The sequence below is a fragment of the Exiguobacterium sp. UBA5002 genome, assembly GCF_002396765.1.
GTDB lineage: Bacteria > Bacillota > Bacilli > Exiguobacteriales > Exiguobacteriaceae > Exiguobacterium_A.
The window spans coordinates 11,087-30,872 of sequence record NZ_DGYQ01000039.1 but is presented as its reverse complement, the minus strand read 5'-3'; the positions used below and the strand labels follow the sequence as shown (position 1 = coordinate 30,872).

Genomic DNA, 19,786 nt, shown 5'->3' with positions numbered 1-19,786 from the left:
GCAGACAGGCGTCTGCTGCTTCTTTGTTTTCGCTTAATGAAGCTTTAAATTCGAGTCAAAAAGACAAGTTCGATATCGTGGCGCCACTCACGTTGGACTTCCGTAAAGCCAAAACGAGCGTAGAGCGTAAGGGCAGGAAGATTACGCGCACCAGTCATGACATGCTTCACGTGATCATGCTGAAGGAGGTGGTGCAGTAAGGATTGGGCGATGCCTTGGCGAAAATATTCCGGATTCACAACGAGGCGCGTGATCGTCCCATCAACATATGTGATCGCACCGACTACGTTATCATGCAAAAGATAAACGAACCCGTTCGGTTGCTCCGCTTCGATGTCATCGATCGTTTCCGATAAAGGTGGAAAGTCTACTGTTTCCAGTAGACGCGCTTCGATTCGATAAGCAAGACGTTGAAGTTCTAGCAAAGCTGCATGATCAGTTGATCGTAGTCGTCGTATCATCCGTCGCCTCTTCTGATGTCGTCATGTCAGTAGCGTCATCAGCAGGTAAATTGAGCTGTTCTTTTAATGTTGTTTTAGCTTCGGCAAGTGAAAGTGGATCGATTTGATAGTAATAGACGCCATTGATTTTCGTATCTGATCCCGTTAAATCAATACGATTAATGGATCCGAGTGATTTGACGAACGGTTGTAGCTGGAAGGCTTCCGTTAGTGACATATTCGTTTTGAAGTTATCGCCTGTAGCATCCATCAAGTCATTGAGTTTCGTGATCGAACCGAAGGAAGTCGACTGTTCGATAATCGCTTGTACGATTTGTTGCTGGCGTTTTGTACGTCCGATATCACCCTCAGGGTCTTCATAACGCATTCTGGCGTAGGCCAACGCTTCTTCCCCATTGAGTGTCTGCTGACCAGGTTCGAGTTTGATACTGTTTCGTTTATCGGAAGAGTCGAGTGTGTCGATCGGTAGTTTGACGTCGACATCAATACCGCCAAGCGCATCGACGATAGCAACGACACCATTAAAGTTGATGGAGGCGTAATAGTCTACAGGAATATCAAACAACGTTTCGACTGTCTCAATCGTTGAATCAATTCCTCCATAAGCATACGAATGGTTGATTTTATCTTCATATCCGACAGAAGGGATTTGTACGAGAGAATCTCGAGGGATGCTGACCATGTCTACGGTTTGATCTGTTTTATTGAATGTGGCGATGATCATCGTATCAGCGCGAGAAGATGTGTCTCCGGGACGTTCATCCGTTCCGACAAGCAAGACGGAGAAATGGTCCTTCGTCAAGTCGACTGCCGCTTCACGTTTTTCTGACTTGTCTCCACGTGCTAAGTCGACTTTTGTCTCATTAGCCGTTTGAAGAGTCTTGTTGGCGACGTAAGCGAATGCTGCACCGCCAGTTACTAAAATGATCAAAAATAAAAAAACAAGACGCTTGAACCAAGAACGCTTCTTTTTTTTCTTTGACCGTGATCGTATCGGTTCATCCATTTCAAGTACTCCTTACTTAACAGAATTATTAAAAAACTTTCGGAATCTTTACAATCAGTATAGCAGGTCAGGAAAGAATGTCACGTTCGAGGTAGCGAAAAGCACCTTCTTGGAAGTGGGCTTGCGCATTCGTCAGATCTGTCATCCATTCAATAAAGGTAGGAACATCTGCCGTTTTGACTAAGACATCGACTTGAACTTGATCCAAATAATGAATCTGATCAATTGGATGAATGCTTGATCGAAGTTCATTCTCAATTTTTCCAAGCCACGTATAGTCAATGTGCACTTCTACCACTTGATGCTGAATCCGTTCAACGACGCCGATTGCATTCAATGCTTCCGAGACGCTTGAGCCATAGGCACGAATTAATCCACCGCCACCAAGCTTAATGCCGCCAAAATAACGTGTGACCACAACAACGGTATCGCGTAAATCTCTTTTTTTCAGTACTTCAAGCATCGGGACGCCTGCTGTTCCGCTAGGTTCACCATCATCACTCGCTTTTTGGATTTGATTTTGTTCCCCGATGACATACGCAGAACAGTTATGATTTGCATCATGATGCTTCTTTTTAATCTGCGCAATGAAGTCTTGTGCCTCTGTTTCGGAAGAAATGCGAGAAATATATGTAATGAATCGAGACTTTTGAATAATGATTTCGTGGAAACCGTTTTCTTTTACTGTATAATAATGAGATAATGTCATACTATTAATGTCCTCCTCGTTGACTAGTTCTTTCTAGCATAACGACGTTCAGAGAGAGAGACAACCATTTGAGTGGTAAGGACCGGAGGGAGTCACGATGACGCATGAAATGAAGGAGCGACTGTCGTTGAATGATATCGTACAAAACATCATTGGTGTCGTAGAGGAAAGTCGCGAAGAAATCGTTCGGATCACGGAGGATTCGAGAGAGCAATATGCTGAAATCCAGCAAGAATTGCGCGACTTGAAAGTTCGTGTCCATGATTATATAAAAGAAGCAGAGCGGCTAGAACGTCATATTAAGGATGCCAAGACACGACTAGTCATCGTCAGCAAAAATTTCGAAAACTATTCGGAGCAAGATGTTCGAAAAGCCTATGAAACAGCGAACTCACTACAACTGGAGTCGTTCATCAATCAACGGGATGAGATGAATTGCCGGAAGCGGCGTGATGAGTTGGAACGTCGTCTCATTCAGTTAGACGAAACAATCGAACGAGCGGATATGCTGATTGGACGTGTATCCGTTGTCTTGAATTTTTTGACGGACGATATGCAAGTCATGAATGAGAAGTACGAAAAAGCGATGCAAAAACAGGAAATGGGCTTAAAAGTTTTTCAATCTGCTGAAAACGAACGACGGCGGTTATCTCGCGAAATGCATGATGGTCCAGCGCAGACATTGGCGCACGTATTAATTCGGGCGGATCTGATTGAAAAAATTCATCAACACAATGGAGCAGAAGCTGCTTTTGAGGAAATTCATCGTCTTCGTGTCTCGATTCGAGACGGATTAGCGGACATTCGTCGCATTATTTATGATCTCCGTCCAATGACGTTGGACGATCTTGGTTTCGTCCCGACGCTTGAGCGGTATTTACGACATATGCAAGAAATTTCGAATATTGAGATTCAATTTAAATACCTAGGTGGTGGCGAACGGATCGACTCCACCTATGAGGTCGCGGTCTTCCGGATCGTTCAAGAAGCTGTCCAAAATGCCGTGAAGCATTCCAATGCAAAGGACATTCGTATTATCATAGAACAATATCAACATTCCATTCGCATTCACGTAAAGGATAACGGAGTCGGATTCGACTTCGACTCGATCGTCGACTCACATGACGAGTCGTTTGGATTGATCGGGATGCGTGAACGCATTGAATTGATCGATGGAGAATTCGAGGTCGAAACGTACCCTGGGGGCGGGACGGTCATCAAGGTAAAGATTCCGATCGAGGAATCCGAAGCGAGAGGGGAAACACTGTGAACAACGAGCAAGTGAAAGTAGTCATCATTGACGATCATCAGTTATTCCGTGAGGGAGTAAAACGAATTCTTGACTTCGAGGAAGAGTTCGTAGTCGTAGCGGAAGGAGAGAGCGGCGTAGATGTCATTCCTCTCGTCGAAGCACACCAACCAGACATCGTATTGATGGATATCAATATGCCACAAGTCAACGGTGTCGATGCAACGAAACGTTTAATGGAAGTACACCCGGAAGTTCGGGTCATCATCTTATCGATCCATGATGATGAGACATATGTCATGCACGCCTTAGGAGCGGGAGCCGTCGGATATTTATTGAAGGAGATGGCGACGGATGAACTCGTCAACGCGATTCGTTCCGTCTATCGTGAAGGTGGATATGTACACCCGAAAGTGACACCAAATCTACTTCAGGAATACAGACGTCTCATGAAGATGAAACAAACGATGGCGTCACAACCCGTTGAACGTCAGGTGGCTGAAGCACCACTGCACGTATTGACACGGCGTGAATGTGAAGTTTTGCAGCTACTGGCAGATGGATTCTCGAACCGTGCGATTAGCGATACATTATATATCAGTGAAAAGACAGTTAAAAACCACGTATCTTCGATTCTTCGGAAAATGAACGTTCCAGACCGCACCGGTGCGGTCGTCGAAGCGATTCGCCGTGGATGGGTCGTCGTCGTATGAACGGATAGGAAGACGGGAGCAGGACTCCCATCTTCCTTTTTTTATCCACTCAGAAGTGCTACACTTATAAACGATTGTGACGTATGAAAGTATACGTCACGACGGAACTATAAAAGCGAGGAAATCACGGATGAGTCAGATTGTGATCGTAACGGATAGCACTGCCTATCTGCCAACAACGTATTGTGAAGAACATCAAGTGCACGTCGCACCGCTTAGCGTCATCTTTGAAGGGGAGGCTTATCGGGAAGGATTTGATATCTCGGTTGCTGATTTTTATGAACGGATTCGGACGGGTAGCCTTCCGACGACTTCACAGCCGAATATTGGAGATCTCGTTGCGACGTTTGAACAACTGCCAGAAGGAACGGATATCATTGGCATCACCCTTTCAAGCGGGATCAGTGGGACATATCAAGCGTTGCACACGATCAATATGATGATTGATCATGTGAACGTCCATCCTATCGACTCACGTATTTCCTGTATGCCGCAAGCGTTTCTCGTCCAAGAAGCGGTTCGTTTGCGAGATGCAGGAGCCACGGCGGAAACGATCGTCCATCATTTAGAGGAACTAAAAGAACGCATTCGTGCGTATTTTGTCGTGGATGATCTCGAACACCTCCAACGCGGAGGTCGTCTCAGTGTCGCGCAAGCATTCGTCGGTTCGTTCTTAAAGATTAAACCCGTTCTTCATTTCGTTGACGGAAAAATCGTTCCGTTCGAAAAAATTCGAACGTTCAAGCGAGCCGTCAACCGAATCGAAGAGATGATGCACGAAGATATCGAGGGAGACGGAACCGGGTATACGATCGGCGTCATTCATGCAGAAGATTCTACGAAAGCAGAACAGGAGATTGCGTCCTTACAGACGAAGTTTCCAAATGCGCAAATCGAGATGAGTGTATTTGGTCCTGTCATCGGTACACACCTCGGACCGGGTGCGATCGGTATCACATGGTACAAAAAATAAGATGAAAACACATTGATGGAGTCTATCGTCAATGTGTTTTTTCTTGTCCAGATATATGAGGTAGCAAAACTATTTTTTGAGAAACTGCGTATTCCATCCATACATCTCTTATACAGCATACGTTGTCGATTTTCCCATTCGTCCGTCAAGATGAAGCAAATGGGAAACGAAGGAAGTGAAGCAATGGATATACGCGGGAGATGGATTTTAGCAAAACAGATGGAAACCCGATTGTCGACGCATCAACTCATTCCAGCCGTGACGTTTACGTGTCAGCGGTGTGGAGCCTTTCCGGTCAAAGGCCCTTGCACGTGCGGAAAACGTTGCTATTATTGTCGACGATGCATCGCTTATGGGAAGTTGCGCACATGTGATCAGCTCATTACGGATACCCGTCCGCTCGATCCCGTACGCCCCGCTCAGCATCGACCGGTTCGTTTGACACCTGCTCAAACGACTGTCGCGCGGACAATTGAACAGACGATTCTCCGTGGTGGAAGGTTGCTAGTTCACGCGGTTTGTGGAGCAGGAAAGACACCGATGTTCTTCCCCGGTATCGAAAGAGCATTGGCGAACGGAAAGCGTGTTCTTGTGACGGCGCCACGTGCGGATGTCGTCCGTGAATTGACGCATCATATCAAACAGGCATTTCCGACTGCTCACGTCGTATCTTTATATGGTGGATCAGCGGATCGTCTTCTCTTAGGTGAAATCACGGTCAGCACGACACATCAACTGATTCATTACCGGTCTTGTTTTGATGTCGCCTTATTAGATGAAGTCGATGCCTTTCCGTTTCATATGAACTGGACGCTACATCGATACGTCAAACGGGCGATGACGCAAAAAGCAGCGTTGATTTTATTAAGTGCGACGCCATCGATGTGGCATCGTCGCTATCCGACAGTACGATTAATGCGGCGTTATCATGGACATCCCTTACCGGTTCCACGATTGAAGTCACCGTTTACGATGCAGTCGATCGTTGAGTGGTTGCATCAGTATGAACAGCAACCGCGTCTCGTGTTCGTCCCCCGAATCGCAGCGCTCGAAGCATGGCAAACACGATTGAAAGAAGTCGGTATTGATGTGACGACCGTCCATGCGGAAGATCCGGACCGCATTGAGAAAATCCAAGCATTTCGTACGACGAACGGTATTTTGCTCACGACGACGATTTTAGAGCGTGGCGTGACGATCTCTAACGTACAAGTGGCCGTCCTGGATGCTGATCAAGGGTTTAGTACGAAAGCCTTGATTCAAATCAGTGGTCGTGTCGGACGAGATGCGGCTTACCCGGACGGGGATATTTCATTTTTCGCCAATGATCGGTCGGATGCCCTATTTTATGCCATCCATCAGATTCAAAAAGCGAATCGATGGACGACTTCATGAAGTGTTTATGCTGTCAGCATGACTTTATACCTAACTGGGAACTGAGTAATATGTGGACTAGCCAAAACATTTGTAATCCCTGTAAAATGAAATTTGTAAAAAGTGGTGGATGTGTGGACTGTGGCAAACCAGGTATCGAGCTCTGTCAGGACTGTCGACGATGGCAAAATCTCGGCTTACCACTTCATACCCGTACGATGTATCTTTACAATGAGGAAGCAAAGACATTCATGCATCGTTATAAATTTTTAGGAGATACTGTCCTAATTCGGATGTTTACCGACGAGTTGAAGAAGGTAAAAATGAGAAGAGGATGGATCGTTCCGATTCCGCTTAGCCGTGACCGCTTGTCTGAACGAAAATTCAATCAAGCAGAAGAGATCGCTAGACGAATGAATGGGAAGGTCACCTTAGCATTAAAGCGCGACGAAGGGACACCGCAGAGTAGGAAATCAAGAGAAGAACGTCTTAAACGATCGAATCCATTTCATGTCACGAAAGAAGTTGCAGGGAAAAATATCTTGCTGGTCGACGATGTCTACACAACAGGAATAACACTCCGGCAAGCGATGGTGCGTCTCAAGGAAGCGGGCGCAAGTGAAATTTCTGCAGTAACTTTATTTCGGAGTATTTAATATTTCATCATTCCTGCCGATACTCTGAATGAGGTGAAGGAAATGGATGTAGTAAACTGCAAATCTTGCGGGAAAATTTTTGTAAAACAATCTTCTGATCTTTGTCCGACGTGTATGCGTCAAGATCATCTGAATTTCGAAAAGGTACGCGAATTCTTGCGAGAGCGGCGAAAAGTCCGAACTTCACCGAATGATGTCGAGATGCAAACAGGAGTCAAACGCGAAACCGTCTTTCGTTATATCAAGGAAGGGCGCTTGTTGATGTCTGAGATTTCTCAAATGGAAATCACGTGTGAGAGTTGCGGAAAACCCTCTCATGAAGGGACGATTTGTGCTGACTGTCGTGATAAATTGCGACGTGACCTCGCCCAAGCGATGCAAGATTCTGTGGACCCTTCGAAACCGAGAACGTATCGAACTTAAATCAAGAATCTCGTAATCTAGAAAGCAGGTGTTCACATGCGAATTGATTCGACTAAATGGGTGAACATGCCCAAGACGTATGAAAGAAATCAACCCGTAGAAGGAACCGAAACAAAACGAATGAATCGAACAGACGAAGTGACGATTTCAAAAGAAGCACGCGTGCGCTTCGAAGGAACGACTTCATCGCGGGCAGATAAAATTGCCTCCCTTAAACAAGCCATTCAGGATGGAACCTATAAACCGGATGCGAACAAAATCGCGGAACGTTTCTTGAACTTGTAATAAGGTGAATGAAACTGACATTAGAAGCGACTCGGGGCACGGATGCGCGGGTCGCTTTTTATATGAAACGATAGCAAGGTAGTAAAGTAGTCGGACTCATGATAAAAGGAGCAAACACGATATGGAAATCATCCGACAGTTGACGGAGGCGCATGAAGCATTATTAGCGCTCGCCTTTTCGAAAAAAGAGGCATTGATTCAAAACGACATGAGTCGCCTTTCGAAAATCGTCAAGGAAGAACCCGTTTTGCTAAAACGCATCGCGACATTAGAGCAAGAGCGCATCGAATCCATGGGAACCGTGACGATGACGGAGTGGATCGCGTCGCACCCTGAAGATGTCGAAACGCTTCGTGCTCTCTTATCGACGATGGGGCAACTGCGAAAAGCGAACGCGCTGAACGCAGAGTTATTAGAACAATCGTTACATTACATCGAATGGCATTTGCAATTGCTCGTACCGGAAGCGGATGACTTTACATATGGTCAATCGACGTTTGACCGGACACACTTCAATCGAAATGCATAAGGAGGAAGTCGAATGGGTTCAACATTCATGGGGCTTGAAACGGGACGTCGTGCGCTGACGACGAGTCAATGGGCGTTACAAGCGACAGGAAATAACGTATCAAATGCCGGAACAGCAGGATTTTCAAGACAGCGTCTCGTCCAAGCGACAACGGAACAACTTTCGGTCTCCCTAGGCGGCGGAAAAAACGTTCAATTCGGAACCGGTGTCCGTGGAGAACTGGTAGAGCGATTACGTGACGTAATGGTCGATAAACAATATCGCGATGAATCGACGAAGTATGCGTACTATTCAACGAAAGCCGCAGCATTCGGGCGAATGGAAGATATCATCAACGAACCGTCTGAAACGGGGCTCGCGAAAACACTCGATAGTTTTTGGGCATCGTTACAAGGATTGTCAAAGAACCCGCAAGACTCGGGAGCGCGAAGCGTCGTTCGGCAGCAAGCGGATACCGTGTCAAAGACATTCAACTACTTAGCGACTTCTTTGACGAAGGTACAAGGGGACTTAAAGAATGAACTAGACGTCTCGACGAAAAAAGTAAACGATCTCCTTCAGAAAATCTATAACGTCAATACACAAATTCACGAAATCGAACCGATTGGTGTCTTACCGAACGACTTATACGATGAACGTGATCGTTATTTCGATGAGTTATCGACTTATGTGGATTTTAAAAAAGTGCCGATTGATGCAACTGCTATTACAAGTGGAGGCATGGGGAATGCTTCAAAGATTGCTGAAGGACGTATCGACATTGAGATCATCATTCCTAATCAAGAGTCTATTAAAGCAGTTACAATGAAAGCTGATGATGAAAATGTTCAAGTATTAGAATTCATAACTAACGAAGATGGTAACTATACAGCGTTTAAGGCAGGATCTGAAGAAACAGAGTTTGCGAGTGATATGGTCTTCTCAAATGGAAAACTGTGGGCGTTAATTCAGATGCATGGGTATCAAAATAGCGATCAGTCAGAGGCATCTGGTGAGTATGCAAATGTATTAAAAAAACTCGATAGCATGGCTTTAGGTTTCGCCAATACATTCAATAAAATTCATAGTGATAATAAAACCGTGATCACTGAAGCAGACGGTACTAAAACGATTGAAAATGGAACAAATCAATTTTTCGTATCATCTACTCCTGATTCAATAAGTGCCAAAAATATTTCAGTGGGTGACATGATTTGGAGTAGTCTTTCGAACATTGCTACATCACAAGACGGGAATATTGGCGATTCTGCAGGAGCACTTGCACTAGCTAACGTAAAAAGTGAACGTATTGAAAATTTAGAAAATGCATCACTTGGCTCTTTTTATCAGTCGTTGATAGGTGATATGGGAGTAGCGACAAGCCAAACGATTGACCTCGGGAAAAATGCCAGCGTCTTGATGGATAATGCCGATCAACGCCGGATGTCGGTCTCAGCCGTCTCGCTTGACGAAGAGATGACAATGATGATTCAGTACCAGCATGCATACAATGCAGCAGCACGAAACATCACGACAGTCGATGAAATGCTCGATAAAATCATTAACGGTATGGGATTAGTCGGTCGCTGATAAGGAAGGAATGAGGACATGCGGGTCACACAAACGATGCTGACGAAAACAAATATCGGTCATTTGTCTTCGAGCTATCAAAAATTAAGTACGTTACAGGAACAACTAATCAGCGGTAAAAAAATTCAAAAGCCGTCACAAGATCCGGTCGTTGCAATGCAGGGGATCCGGTACCGGACAGAAGTCCGGGAAGTCGATCAGTTCAAGAAAAATGTCGATGAAGCGACAGGTTGGATGGATTTAACGGATTCCGCCTTAGACGAAGTGACGTCTGCCATGCGCCGGATTAATGAATTAACGACACAAGCAGCGAATGATACGTATGATGGCACACAGCGGAAAGCTATCCAAAGCGAGGTTGGACAGTTGATTGAGCATATCGGAACGCTAGCGAATACGAAATATAATGAAAAACAAATTTTTAGTGGTACCAAAACCGATACATCTTTCATCGATATTGACGAGTTGAAGCGTTTTTTGAAAAGTGATGTTGGTATCGGAGAAATTGATTCTATTTTCAAAGCGTCTGAAGGACCAGATAATGGGAAAATCGAATATGAAATCTCGTCTGGAATTAGAGTTCAGGTCAACGTTACACCGACAGATGGAGCCGATGGTGGTGTGTTTGGTAAAGATACCTTCATGACGCTGAAAAAGCTGTTCAATGCTCTTGGTGGGACGAGCGAAGATGGCAATGAAGACGACAGCACGAACAATGGATTAGAATTATCCGGTATGCTCAAGGATCTTACAGCGATGTTGAATAAGACGGTCGAAATCCGTTCTGACTTAGGTGCACGTGTGAATCGACTGGAACTAAATGCGTCGCGCTTAGAAGATCAAGAAATCATCGCAAAAACCGTCATGTCTGATAACGAAGACATCGAAACCGAACAGGTCATCATGGAACTGAAATCACATGAAACGTTGCACCGTGCTGCACTCAGTGCCGGAGCACGCATCATCCAACCATCGTTACTTGATTTTCTTCGATAAGGGGTGAACCGGAATGAATCTTCCTCACCTAGAGATGCGACAGACCTCTGCTAAAATCGGTATGCAGACGACACCACTTGAGATGCGGCAAACGCAACGTCCGGCTGATCTTTCGATTGAACAACCGCAAGGGGAGCTAGCGATTGAAACTGTAGCGGCTCGTCTCGAAATCGATTCGTCGCAAGCTTGGATCGAGATGGGACGAATTCCGGCATTCGAATCCGTCAGACGGTATGCGGATCTTGGTCAACAAATGGTACGTGAAGGAACGGGACGCGTCGCGAGTGAAGGAGATCAATTGATGCGGATCGAGCAAAAAGGCGAGGTCATCGCTCGGATTGCGAAGATGAACGATACGCCTCCAGCAGAAGTGACGACGATGGGCTTCATTCCTCGGAGTTTGGACCGGGTGAAAATTAATTTCACACCGGCTGAAGTGAATGTTCGTTACACTGCTCGTAAGCCGGTCATCGATGTAACGACGCATCGTCCGGAACTAGAGGTCACGGAAGGGAAAACAGACATTTTCCTTCGGGAACGAAATCAGCTAGATATGTGGCCAGTGGGCGGCATATACGACGAGAAAGGATAATATTATGCAAATCGAAACAGATTTTTTTGGTACGATTACGATCGAGCCAAGTGAGATCATTACCTTCGCTTCTGAATTACCGGGGTTTCCGGATGCCAAACAATTCGTCTTGTTGCCGTTCGGAGAAGGGGTACCGTTTTGGTCCTTCCAATCCATTGATCAGACGGAATGCGCATTCATCGTCACGAATCCGTTTTGGATCGATCCGGATTATGTCTTTGAATTAACGGATTCTGCAAAAGAACAGTTGAGTATCGAAGAAACAGCGCAAGTCGCTGTATACACGACGGTAACGTTACGTGAGCCTTTCCAGGAATCGACGACAAATTTACGGGCACCATTCGTGATGGAAACGAAACAGCGGCTCGCGAAACAAATCATCTTAGAAGATACATATCCGAATCGTCAAAAGATTGGAAGTCTGACAGAAGTAGGTGGACGCTGATGCTCGTATTAAAACGAAAGAACGGCGAAGCGATTCAAATCGGAGACGATATCGAACTGACGATTCTTGCAATTGAAGGCGATCAAGTGAAGCTTGGAATCCGCGCTCCGCGACAAGTCGACATCCATCGGAAGGAAGTCTATTTAGCCATCCAAGAAGAGAATACGGAAGCATCACGGAGTACAGGGTTGATCGGACAACTCTTGAAACAACAAGAAAAGTAAGGTCAAGTGAATGCCAGTGTATCCTCTCGTGATTCAGGCATTCTTTGGAAAAAAGAATACAAATCGACTCCCTGCACGTATCATACGAGTGCAGGGAGTCTTTCTTATCATGAAATAAATGCTCAAACGCGTTGAATCGTGTATAGTAAATGGAGAAGAAAAGAAACCTTTTGAATCAAAGAGGGAGTTGTCAGGAATGAATGAGACGAAGCAGCTGAAAAAAGACGCGAACCGTGTACTAAAAGCGACGAGTCGCACCTTCTACATCCCGATTAGTCGACTATCGCAAGACTTACAGGAAGCGGTCGGTGCTGCTTATCTATGCATGCGTGCCATCGATGAGATCGAAGACCATGAAGAACTAGCGACAGACATCAAGACGACGTTACTACGTGAGACGGCATTGATGATGCGTGGCACATTCTCCGCTACGGCCTATCTCGAGTTGATTGCGCCTTACACGGCGCATCTGCCGGAAGTGACACTCCGTCTACCGGAGTGGATCGCCTATTGTCCGTCCGCAATTCGTCCGAAGGTCCTCGATTCGACGGCGGAGATGGCAGAAGGAATGGCGGTCTGGGCAGAGCGCGACTGGACAGTTAAAACAGAAGCGGATCTCGATGAGTACACGTATTATGTCGCTGGACTTGTCGGTGTGATGCTGTCAGACATTTGGTACTGGAAAGCAGGCATTGTCACGGATAAGCAACAAGCGATTGGATTTGGTCGTGGTTTACAAGCCGTCAACATTCTGCGTAACCAACAGGAGGATGCGGAGCGTGGTGTCGGTTACTTCCCGCCTGGTTGGACGACGGATACGATGTTTGCTTATGCGCGTGAGAATCTCGCAGAAGCCGACGCATACCTTGCGTCCATTCCGAAGGAGACGACGATTTATGAATTCTGTCACATTCCACTTGCACTCGCGCATGGAACGCTGGATGCCCTTGCAAGAGGGAAGGAGAAACTGAGTCGTCCGGAAGTTTTGAAAATCGTCGGTGCTGCTGTATTAAAACGATAAGCTTCACTAACGAACAAGCCGCCCGTTTCCATAAAGGAAGCGGGCGGCTGTTTTTGTCTGTCATCGTAAGATATACATCGTCAATCCAATGAGTGCGGAACCGATCCAAATGAGAAGAACCGCTCGTCCGTAAGGGAACCGATACCCGGAGCGACGCGAAACGAGTAAACCGATCCCCATGATCGTCAGTGCGATGAAAAACGTCAAGAACACGGAGAGTTGCTGCATTCCGATTTCCTCCTATCAGTGCAAGTCAGCTAAGTACGTGAGCACTTTCTCTTCATAGGCTTTTCGATCGTGGGCATACGACTGGACATGACCGCCGTTTTCTGTGACATAAAGTTCCGATCGTGGCGCTGCCTTTTGAATCTTCATACTTTCCGTCACTGGAATCGCATCGTCATCTTTCCCGTGGATCAACAGGATCGGGTAATCAATCCGTCGGACGGATTCGACCGGTTTGACGCGTTCGGGATTGAGTCCTGTCAACGGAGGTGTGATTTCTAGAATAATCGGTGTAAACGGAAAATTCGGCAGCCCGCTCCAAACCGGAAGATTCGTGGCGAGATAGTTTTCTAAATCACTGAATGGACTATCGGCGATGACGCCGACGACATCGGCATTCGGAGCGGTGACGAGCGAAGTCGCCGCGCCCATCGAGATACCATAGAGCACGACCGGCTTCGCCGAACGTGACTTCGCGTACCGCACAGCCGTCAACAAGTCGTCTTGCTCCTTGGCTCCGACAGTGACGCGTTTGCCGTCCGATTCACCGGAACCCCGGAAATCAAACGTCAACACATTGTAACCGGCATCATGAAATTTCTTAAAGAGCGGTAAAACTGGAACATCTTCTTGTTCTCGGTTCTTCCCGTATCCATGCGCAAAGACGATTGTTAACTTTGCATCCTCACTCGGCATCCACCAGCCGGATAAGCGGGTTCGATCTTTATAGGACCGGAATGTCACGTCCTCATAGTCTAGATTTTCTGCCTTCTTCGGATTTGTCGTCAATGCCTCGCGCTCCGGTTGTGTCAAGGATGAGCCGACATAACCGGAAATACCAACGATGATGACGACGACTAAGGTGACGATGATGATGATGGTAGCGATGATTTTTTTACGATGTTTTTTCCACACCCGCGTTCCTTCCTTTCGTTCGGTTAATGGATATCTTTTTTCTTGAAGCGACCGCCATGGACATCATGGATGTTGCCGATCGCAATAAAGGCTTGTTCATCAAAGTCACGAACGATGTCCTTCAACTTTGATTCTTCCAAGCGGCTGATGACACAAAAAATCACTTTCTTCCCATCACCCGTAAAGGCACCTTCTCCATTTAAGTACGTCATGCTTCGTCCGAGGCGATCCATGATCGCAAGACCAATCTCTTCGTAGTTCTCGGAAATGATCCAGACGCTTTTCGATTGATCAAGTCCATCGATGACGACATCAATCGTCTTAAAGGCGACGAAATATGTAATCAAGGAATACATTGCTCGGTCCCATCCAAAGACAAAACCAGCGGCACCCAAAATGAAGACGTTGAAGAACATGACGATCTCTCCGACGGAAAACGGTGTCGATCGGCTAAACGAGACAGCAAGAATCTCCGTTCCATCGAGTGATCCACTCGAACGGATGACGATGCCAACACCGATTCCGAGAATCAATCCACCAAAGACGGTCGCGAGTAAGTCGACGCTTGTCAACGGACCGATGTGTTCGAGGAGTTTCGTTGCGATCGCCATGATGAAGATCGCGTATAACGTCGATAGGGCGAACGTCTTCCCGATTTGTTTGTAGCCGAAGAAGATAAACGGGATATTCAGAAAGAATAACCAAAAGGCGAGGGTCGTGTCCGTGACTTTCGAGCCGATGATCGAAATCCCGACGATTCCGCCATCAATGATGTTATTCGGAACTAAGAATCCTTTCAGACCGATTGCAAAGATGATGGCACCAATCGTTAGCATGAGGAGACGTCGAAAGAGTTGACCTTTCGTCGAACGACGATGATGTTTCATCGGTAGTGGGGACTGCATGTCATTCCTCCCATCTAGAGTAAATTACTTTAAGATTACTATAACAAAAAAGCACGAAGACGTCTGTGAACGTCTTCGTGAGTGAGTCAAGGGGTGTAACGTAACGATTGGAAGAAGCGCATGATCTGTTCGGCTTCCGTTTCGTTCGTATATTCCCCCATATATTGTCCGTCTTGCTGACCGATGATCGTGACAGTGCAGGTGACGAGTTGCAGCCCTTCGTTTAATCGAATCTCACATGTTGCGGCATGTGAAGGAAGGGGCGTCTCAGTCGAGAAATACAAGACCTTCGTACTCGTCTGATGTGCCTGTAAGTCAGAAAAAGCGAGTGTGAAGGACTCTGTATGATGCGTCAGCATCCGGATCTTTCCGGGAACGGAAAACCGTGGAACCGTATCACTCGATAGAGCACAAGCCTCGATCGGATAGAGGATTTCGCGGATTAAAAAGCCTTTCATCACATCACTCGGAACCGGTCGACTGAAGAGATATCCTTGGATACGTGGGCATTCGAGCATTCGGAACGTATCGAGCTGCTGAATCGTCTCGATGCCCTCTGCTACGACATGTAGGTTAAATTCGTTCGCCATGTACAAGATACTTTTAACGATCGCTTTCGCTTTCGCATCATCGTAAATGTGCGTCGCGAATTGTCGGTCAATCTTGATGACGTCAATCGGATAACGTTGCAAATAGACCATCGAAGAGTAACCTTTACCGAAATCATCTAAGGCGATCCGGACACCCAGGGCACTGACCGATTCAAGCGTGCGACTCGTCATCGGATCATCCATGATGAGGGCCGCTTCTGTGATCTCTAGTTCAAGCAGGGCCGGATCGAGCGTATATCGTGTTAAGGTCTGTTCGATTTGATGCTCGAATCCTGGAATCAACAGCCGCTTTGGTGAGACATTTATTGAAATCGGGACGAGTGAGGCACCGGTCTTGGACCACTCGTTCATCTGCCGGCAGGCTACTTCGAGGACCCAGTCCCCGATGTCGATATGCAGCGCACTTTCTTCTGAAAGCGGAATGAAGTCGTTCGGCGGGATTCGTCCCCATTCCGGATGTTGCCAGCGGATCAAGGCTTCCATTCCGACGATCTTCCCTGTCCAGCTATCGACCTTTGGTTGGTACTCGAGGAATAACTGATCACGTTCAATGGCATAATGCAAGTCTTGCTCCAAACGATAGCGCCGGTAATAGTCAATATCGAGATTCGAAGCATAATGATGAAACGCACTGTGATCGTCGCGTCGTGAGCGGCGTAGTGCTGTGTAAGAATGCTTTAATAACTCAACGGCGTCCGTGCTGTCTTGAGGATAGCGACTGATACCGATCGAAACCCGGGCGAACAAGGCGTAGGGTTCAATTGAAATCGGTTGTGTCGAGATCGTAAGTAGTCTTTCCGCACACGGCGTGACATCTTGTTCATAGTCGGTCGAGACGAGCAGTGCATATTCATCCCCACCGAGGTGACCGAGGAAGACCTCGTCCGGTTTGACATCGTTTAAGCGGGCAGCAGTCGCTTGGAGCCACTGATCGCCGGAACCGTGACCGAACGCGTTATTGATCTCCGTAATACGGTTGAAAGAAACCGAGAGAACGAAAAAAGGAACAGTGCGTGCTTGCCACGATTCAATCGTCTCAATCAGTGCTTGGCGATTCGGAAGACCGGTCACGACGTCCCGGAGAGCGAGTTGCCGTAACTGTTCTTCGTACGCTTTTTGTAACGTGATATCATGCAAGATGCTGTTGGAATACGCAATCGATCCGTCAGAGTGAAAGATCGGAATTTGTTGATCCTCGACCCATTTGATCCGCCCATCGGGAAAACGGAGGCGATACTGAAGTGTTCCGGCATGTCCTTGTAACAAGCGTTGCATGAACTTTCGCATCGCATCGTGATCTCGGGGATCGATTCGCGACAATAACCACGTATCATTTAAAATCAAATTTTTTGGTAACTCCTCGTAGATGTGCAAAAAACCTTGCGAATGAAATAAAATCCGTCCGGTCGTCAAATCAATTTGTGAGATCGCCGCGTTCACAGCCTCATAAATGTCACGGGCTTGTGCGCGTTCCATCTTCAATTGTTGACGGACCGCATCGATTTCCGATAAGTCATACAAGACGATTGAAGCCTGATGCGCATGCCCTGCGCGACGTACTGCCTTCAAGCGCAACAATTGATACGAACCGTCTGACGTCAACAAGGACAGTTCTTGTTCGAACTGATCCTGCTTTCCGGCTTCCATTCGCTCGATCTCAAAGCGGAGCGGGTCAAAATCCCAAGGATGAATCCGTTCGAGTAACCGTTGTTGCTCGATCAATGACTGGTCTTCCCTTAGCCCAAGAAACTTGAGAAGCGACGGTGAAGGCTCGATTTGATGCGACCGTAAGTCGTAATAGAATAAGACTAACTCAGGCACTTGCTCGGTCAGCTCCAGTTGGGAGCGAATTTCCGAGACGTCTTCTTCGAGTTGTTTTTCGCGTGTCACATCGCGCGCGACGCCATAGACACCGATGACATATCCTTCCTGTTCAATCGGCATGTTCGTGATTTTTAAGGTGACGAGATGTTGGTCTGCGTGCAACCCTCTTGCTGTATATTGAACGGTTTCCCCTTGTAACGCACGCTGGAAAAATTGCGAGACCGCCTCTATTTGATCCGGAGGATTAAACACGGAAAAGTGCTCGTATAAGGTATGTTCCGAGTATCCTAGGATTTCTGGAAGATGTTCATTGAAATAGATGATCGTACCAGCAGCATCAAAGACAAAAATCGCATCGGTTTGATGATGGAAAAAGGCTTCTGATTGTTCAAGACGAGATACTTCAAGCCCACCGATATGAATCGGTGCCGTATCTGATCGTCGGATTGTTTTCATGGCCTCAAAAAACGCCATCTCTTCACCTCCATACGTAGTAACGCTTCAGTCTTACTATCGGATGAAGGGGAGAATCGTTGCAATGATTCCTTAAACAATAGACTATTATTTCAAAAAAACGAATGGAAAGTTAGAAAACGATGCAATTTTATTTCAAAATTAAGAGGTCAAGTACGACAAAAAACGAAGCTCAACGGTATGAGCTTCGTTTTATATGTTAAATCGCTAAATCGACCGAAGTGTCATTGGCATTTGGATCCGTATCCGTTCCTTGGTCTGGTGCGCCCGGCATGTCACCGTCCGGACCAGGTCCGTGTCCTCGACCATGACCACCATCGCGTGCTGGATCTTTCTTGAGATCAGCGTAGCTTGAAGCATCATCCGCGCGGGACTGAATGTGTTCCTTGATCTGTTTCGCTTGCTTGTCTGTCAGCTTGCCATTTTTGACTTGTTGATCAATCGCAGCAGTTTGAGCTGTCAGGACGGCTTTCTCGAAATCGGCGTAAGCGATCTTGTTTGCTTCCGCGAATTCAGGTAAGGATTGCTCTGCAGCTTCGAATTTCGCTTCATCGAGTCCAAGTGCTTTTAGAATCGCTGATGTTGAGTCACCGAAGACACCACCCGGTCCATGGTCACCACACTTACCGTGTTCGCCGCGATCCGGAAGATCGTCGTAGCTCTTCGCGTCCTTATACTCCTCTGTCAGACGAGACTTGATTTCCGTTGCTTGTTTTTTCGTCATCTTCCCGTCTTTGACGAGTTGATTGAGTTCGCTCGTCTGCGCCGCAAGCAATGCTTTTTTATAGTCGGCGAACTTGATCGACTGTGCCTTCGCATAAGCAGCAAGCGATTGATTCGCTGCGTCGAACTTCGACTGGCTCAGTCCGAGTGCCTTCAGGACGTCAGCGATCAATGATTCATTGAAGAAACCTGGTCCACCGTGGCGACCCATCGGCATCTTGTCTTTGAGTTCAGCGTAACTCTTGACGCCACTGAACCGTTCCGTTTGACGCTTCAGCATGTCGTCTGCTTGCGTTTGCGTTAAGTCGCCTGATTTAACGAGACTTACGAGCTGCTCCTTCGCTGCTGCGAGTTCTGCCTTCTTGTAATCAGCGAACGAGATCCCTTTTGCTTTTGCGAGATCAGCGATTGATTGCCCTTTCTCCCGGGCAGCATCTGCCTCAGCTTGTGTCAGGTTCAATTTTTTCAAGAGTAACGTCATGTCATGCTTTTTCATACCTTCGAAGTGGTGCCCGTGTTTCACTTGTTTTGTCGTGCTCGAGTCGTCGTTCGTCGCAGCATATGCTGACGCGCCTCCGACTGTTAATGCGCTAATTGTCAATGCAGTGATCCATTGTTTTTTGAATGTCATGGGATGATCACTCCTTTCACCTTTTATGGTAGAGGGTCAGGAAAGAGAAGTTGTGAGGAAGTTGCAAAGAAACTGCGAAGAAAGGCAAATCTGGACAAAAAGGCGCTACACTAGGAGTGGAGGGATGACCATGAACGTACTATTGATTGAAGATGAACAAAAATTAGCGCAGGTGACGGCACGTTTCCTCCGGCACCATGCGTATGACGTAACGATTGCTGGTTCGTTAGCAGAGGCGAAACAGTGCCTGACG

Annotated in this window: 21 protein-coding genes; 13 read left to right on the top strand and 8 right to left on the bottom strand. The window is 46.8% G+C overall.

The window, feature by feature from the left end; all coding sequences use genetic code 11:
- Positions 1-44: 44 nt before the first annotated feature.
- The 3 genes from B4C70_RS12380 to B4C70_RS12370 form a co-directional block, all read right to left on the bottom strand.
- Entirely contained in the window at positions 45-461 is a 417-nt protein-coding gene (locus B4C70_RS12380) for a GNAT family N-acetyltransferase (protein WP_290779859.1), read from the bottom strand.
- The gene (locus tag B4C70_RS12375; RefSeq protein ID WP_023469301.1) at positions 436-1,467 is read right to left on the bottom strand and encodes an LCP family protein; all 1,032 of its coding nucleotides are present in this window, start codon (positions 1,465-1,467) and stop codon (positions 436-438) included. Before B4C70_RS12375 ends, B4C70_RS12380 begins: the two co-directional genes overlap by 26 nt.
- A 67-nt stretch (positions 1,468-1,534) precedes the next feature.
- Positions 1,535-2,176, bottom strand: coding sequence for a YigZ family protein (locus B4C70_RS12370; protein WP_023469300.1), 642 nt, complete (start codon positions 2,174-2,176; stop codon positions 1,535-1,537).
- A 97-nt stretch (positions 2,177-2,273) separates the two neighbouring features.
- Between B4C70_RS12370 and B4C70_RS12365 the strand changes: the two genes are divergently transcribed.
- The 13 genes from B4C70_RS12365 to B4C70_RS12305 all read left to right on the top strand — a co-directional run bounded on the left by B4C70_RS12365 (position 2,274) and on the right by B4C70_RS12305 (position 13,225).
- Positions 2,274-3,446 (top strand): sensor histidine kinase, encoded by a 1,173-nt coding sequence (locus B4C70_RS12365; RefSeq protein WP_290779854.1) that lies wholly within the window; start codon positions 2,274-2,276, stop codon positions 3,444-3,446.
- On the top strand, positions 3,443-4,138 hold the full coding sequence (locus B4C70_RS12360) for a response regulator (RefSeq protein ID WP_023469298.1): 696 nt from the start codon (positions 3,443-3,445) through the stop codon (positions 4,136-4,138). The genes B4C70_RS12365 and B4C70_RS12360 overlap by 4 nt, the downstream gene beginning before the upstream one ends.
- Positions 4,139-4,268: 130 nt before the next feature.
- The gene (locus B4C70_RS12355; protein ID WP_023469297.1) at positions 4,269-5,111 is read left to right on the top strand and encodes a DegV family protein; all 843 of its coding nucleotides are present in this window, start codon (positions 4,269-4,271) and stop codon (positions 5,109-5,111) included.
- A 183-nt stretch (positions 5,112-5,294) separates the two neighbouring features.
- The gene (locus B4C70_RS12350; protein WP_290779849.1) at positions 5,295-6,506 is read left to right on the top strand and encodes a helicase-related protein; all 1,212 of its coding nucleotides are present in this window, start codon (positions 5,295-5,297) and stop codon (positions 6,504-6,506) included.
- Between the two features lie 302 nt (positions 6,507-6,808).
- On the top strand, positions 6,809-7,141 hold the full coding sequence (locus B4C70_RS12345; protein WP_255997495.1) for a ComF family protein: 333 nt from the start codon (positions 6,809-6,811) through the stop codon (positions 7,139-7,141).
- Between the two features lie 459 nt (positions 7,142-7,600).
- Positions 7,601-7,849 (top strand): flagellar biosynthesis anti-sigma factor FlgM, encoded by a 249-nt coding sequence (flgM, locus tag B4C70_RS12340; RefSeq protein WP_023469293.1) that lies wholly within the window; start codon positions 7,601-7,603, stop codon positions 7,847-7,849.
- A 121-nt stretch (positions 7,850-7,970) separates the two neighbouring features.
- Entirely contained in the window at positions 7,971-8,378 is a 408-nt protein-coding gene (locus B4C70_RS12335; protein WP_023469292.1) for a flagellar protein FlgN, read from the top strand.
- Positions 8,379-8,390: 12 nt separating this feature from the next.
- Positions 8,391-9,947: a flagellar hook-associated protein FlgK gene (flgK, locus tag B4C70_RS12330; protein WP_290779844.1), complete on the top strand. Its 1,557-nt coding sequence runs from the start codon at positions 8,391-8,393 to the stop codon at positions 9,945-9,947.
- 18 nt (positions 9,948-9,965) lie between these two features.
- The gene (flgL, locus tag B4C70_RS12325; RefSeq protein ID WP_290779842.1) at positions 9,966-10,943 is read left to right on the top strand and encodes a flagellar hook-associated protein FlgL; all 978 of its coding nucleotides are present in this window, start codon (positions 9,966-9,968) and stop codon (positions 10,941-10,943) included.
- A gap of 13 nt (positions 10,944-10,956) precedes the next feature.
- Entirely contained in the window at positions 10,957-11,535 is a 579-nt protein-coding gene (locus B4C70_RS12320; protein WP_214859392.1) for a DUF6470 family protein, read from the top strand.
- 4 nt (positions 11,536-11,539) lie between these two features.
- The gene (fliW, locus tag B4C70_RS12315; RefSeq protein ID WP_290779839.1) at positions 11,540-11,980 is read left to right on the top strand and encodes a flagellar assembly protein FliW; all 441 of its coding nucleotides are present in this window, start codon (positions 11,540-11,542) and stop codon (positions 11,978-11,980) included.
- Complete coding sequence (gene csrA / locus B4C70_RS12310) at positions 11,980-12,204, top strand: carbon storage regulator CsrA (RefSeq protein WP_023469287.1); 225 nt, start codon at positions 11,980-11,982, stop codon at positions 12,202-12,204. The genes fliW and csrA overlap by 1 nt, the downstream gene beginning before the upstream one ends.
- A 196-nt stretch (positions 12,205-12,400) precedes the next feature.
- The gene (locus tag B4C70_RS12305) at positions 12,401-13,225 is read left to right on the top strand and encodes a phytoene/squalene synthase family protein (protein WP_290779836.1); all 825 of its coding nucleotides are present in this window, start codon (positions 12,401-12,403) and stop codon (positions 13,223-13,225) included.
- Positions 13,226-13,285: 60 nt separating this feature from the next.
- Here B4C70_RS12305 and B4C70_RS12300 read toward each other — a convergent pair whose 3' ends face one another.
- From B4C70_RS12300 to B4C70_RS12280, 5 genes are all read right to left on the bottom strand, one after another.
- On the bottom strand, positions 13,286-13,453 hold the full coding sequence (locus tag B4C70_RS12300) for a hypothetical protein (RefSeq protein WP_290779834.1): 168 nt from the start codon (positions 13,451-13,453) through the stop codon (positions 13,286-13,288).
- A gap of 15 nt (positions 13,454-13,468) precedes the next feature.
- A complete protein-coding gene (locus tag B4C70_RS12295; RefSeq protein WP_290779831.1) occupies positions 13,469-14,365 on the bottom strand; it encodes an alpha/beta hydrolase in 897 nt (298 codons plus the stop codon).
- Between the two features lie 23 nt (positions 14,366-14,388).
- Positions 14,389-15,270 (bottom strand): YitT family protein, encoded by an 882-nt coding sequence (locus B4C70_RS12290; protein WP_055969019.1) that lies wholly within the window; start codon positions 15,268-15,270, stop codon positions 14,389-14,391.
- An 86-nt stretch (positions 15,271-15,356) separates the two neighbouring features.
- A complete protein-coding gene (locus tag B4C70_RS12285; protein WP_290779826.1) occupies positions 15,357-18,179 on the bottom strand; it encodes a sensor domain-containing protein in 2,823 nt (940 codons plus the stop codon).
- A 199-nt stretch (positions 18,180-18,378) separates the two neighbouring features.
- Positions 18,379-19,533, bottom strand: a complete 1,155-nt coding sequence (locus B4C70_RS12280) for a hypothetical protein (RefSeq protein WP_290779823.1) — start codon at positions 19,531-19,533, stop codon at positions 18,379-18,381.
- Positions 19,534-19,786 lie beyond the last annotated feature (253 nt).

Bases quoted from the DNA above. Each gene is read 5' to 3' on its own strand.
- B4C70_RS12380 (WP_290779859.1), bottom strand. From the start codon at position 461: ATGATACGACGACTACGATCAACTGATCATGCAGCTTTGCTAGAACTT.
- B4C70_RS12375 (WP_023469301.1), bottom strand. From the start codon at position 1,467: ATGGATGAACCGATACGATCACGGTCAAAGAAAAAAAAGAAGCGTTCT.
- B4C70_RS12370 (WP_023469300.1), bottom strand. From the start codon at position 2,176: ATGACATTATCTCATTATTATACAGTAAAAGAAAACGGTTTCCACGAA.
- B4C70_RS12365 (WP_290779854.1), top strand. From the start codon at position 2,274: ATGACGCATGAAATGAAGGAGCGACTGTCGTTGAATGATATCGTACAA.
- B4C70_RS12355 (WP_023469297.1), top strand. From the start codon at position 4,269: ATGAGTCAGATTGTGATCGTAACGGATAGCACTGCCTATCTGCCAACA.
- B4C70_RS12350 (WP_290779849.1), top strand. From the start codon at position 5,295: ATGGATATACGCGGGAGATGGATTTTAGCAAAACAGATGGAAACCCGA.
- B4C70_RS12345 (WP_255997495.1), top strand. From the start codon at position 6,809: ATGAGAAGAGGATGGATCGTTCCGATTCCGCTTAGCCGTGACCGCTTG.
- flgM (WP_023469293.1), top strand. From the start codon at position 7,601: ATGCGAATTGATTCGACTAAATGGGTGAACATGCCCAAGACGTATGAA.
- B4C70_RS12335 (WP_023469292.1), top strand. From the start codon at position 7,971: ATGGAAATCATCCGACAGTTGACGGAGGCGCATGAAGCATTATTAGCG.
- flgK (WP_290779844.1), top strand. From the start codon at position 8,391: ATGGGTTCAACATTCATGGGGCTTGAAACGGGACGTCGTGCGCTGACG.
- flgL (WP_290779842.1), top strand. From the start codon at position 9,966: ATGCGGGTCACACAAACGATGCTGACGAAAACAAATATCGGTCATTTG.
- B4C70_RS12320 (WP_214859392.1), top strand. From the start codon at position 10,957: ATGAATCTTCCTCACCTAGAGATGCGACAGACCTCTGCTAAAATCGGT.
- fliW (WP_290779839.1), top strand. From the start codon at position 11,540: ATGCAAATCGAAACAGATTTTTTTGGTACGATTACGATCGAGCCAAGT.
- csrA (WP_023469287.1), top strand. From the start codon at position 11,980: ATGCTCGTATTAAAACGAAAGAACGGCGAAGCGATTCAAATCGGAGAC.
- B4C70_RS12305 (WP_290779836.1), top strand. From the start codon at position 12,401: ATGAATGAGACGAAGCAGCTGAAAAAAGACGCGAACCGTGTACTAAAA.
- B4C70_RS12300 (WP_290779834.1), bottom strand. From the start codon at position 13,453: ATGCAGCAACTCTCCGTGTTCTTGACGTTTTTCATCGCACTGACGATC.
- B4C70_RS12290 (WP_055969019.1), bottom strand. From the start codon at position 15,270: ATGCAGTCCCCACTACCGATGAAACATCATCGTCGTTCGACGAAAGGT.
- B4C70_RS12285 (WP_290779826.1), bottom strand. From the start codon at position 18,179: ATGGCGTTTTTTGAGGCCATGAAAACAATCCGACGATCAGATACGGCA.
- B4C70_RS12280 (WP_290779823.1), bottom strand. From the start codon at position 19,533: ATGACATTCAAAAAACAATGGATCACTGCATTGACAATTAGCGCATTA.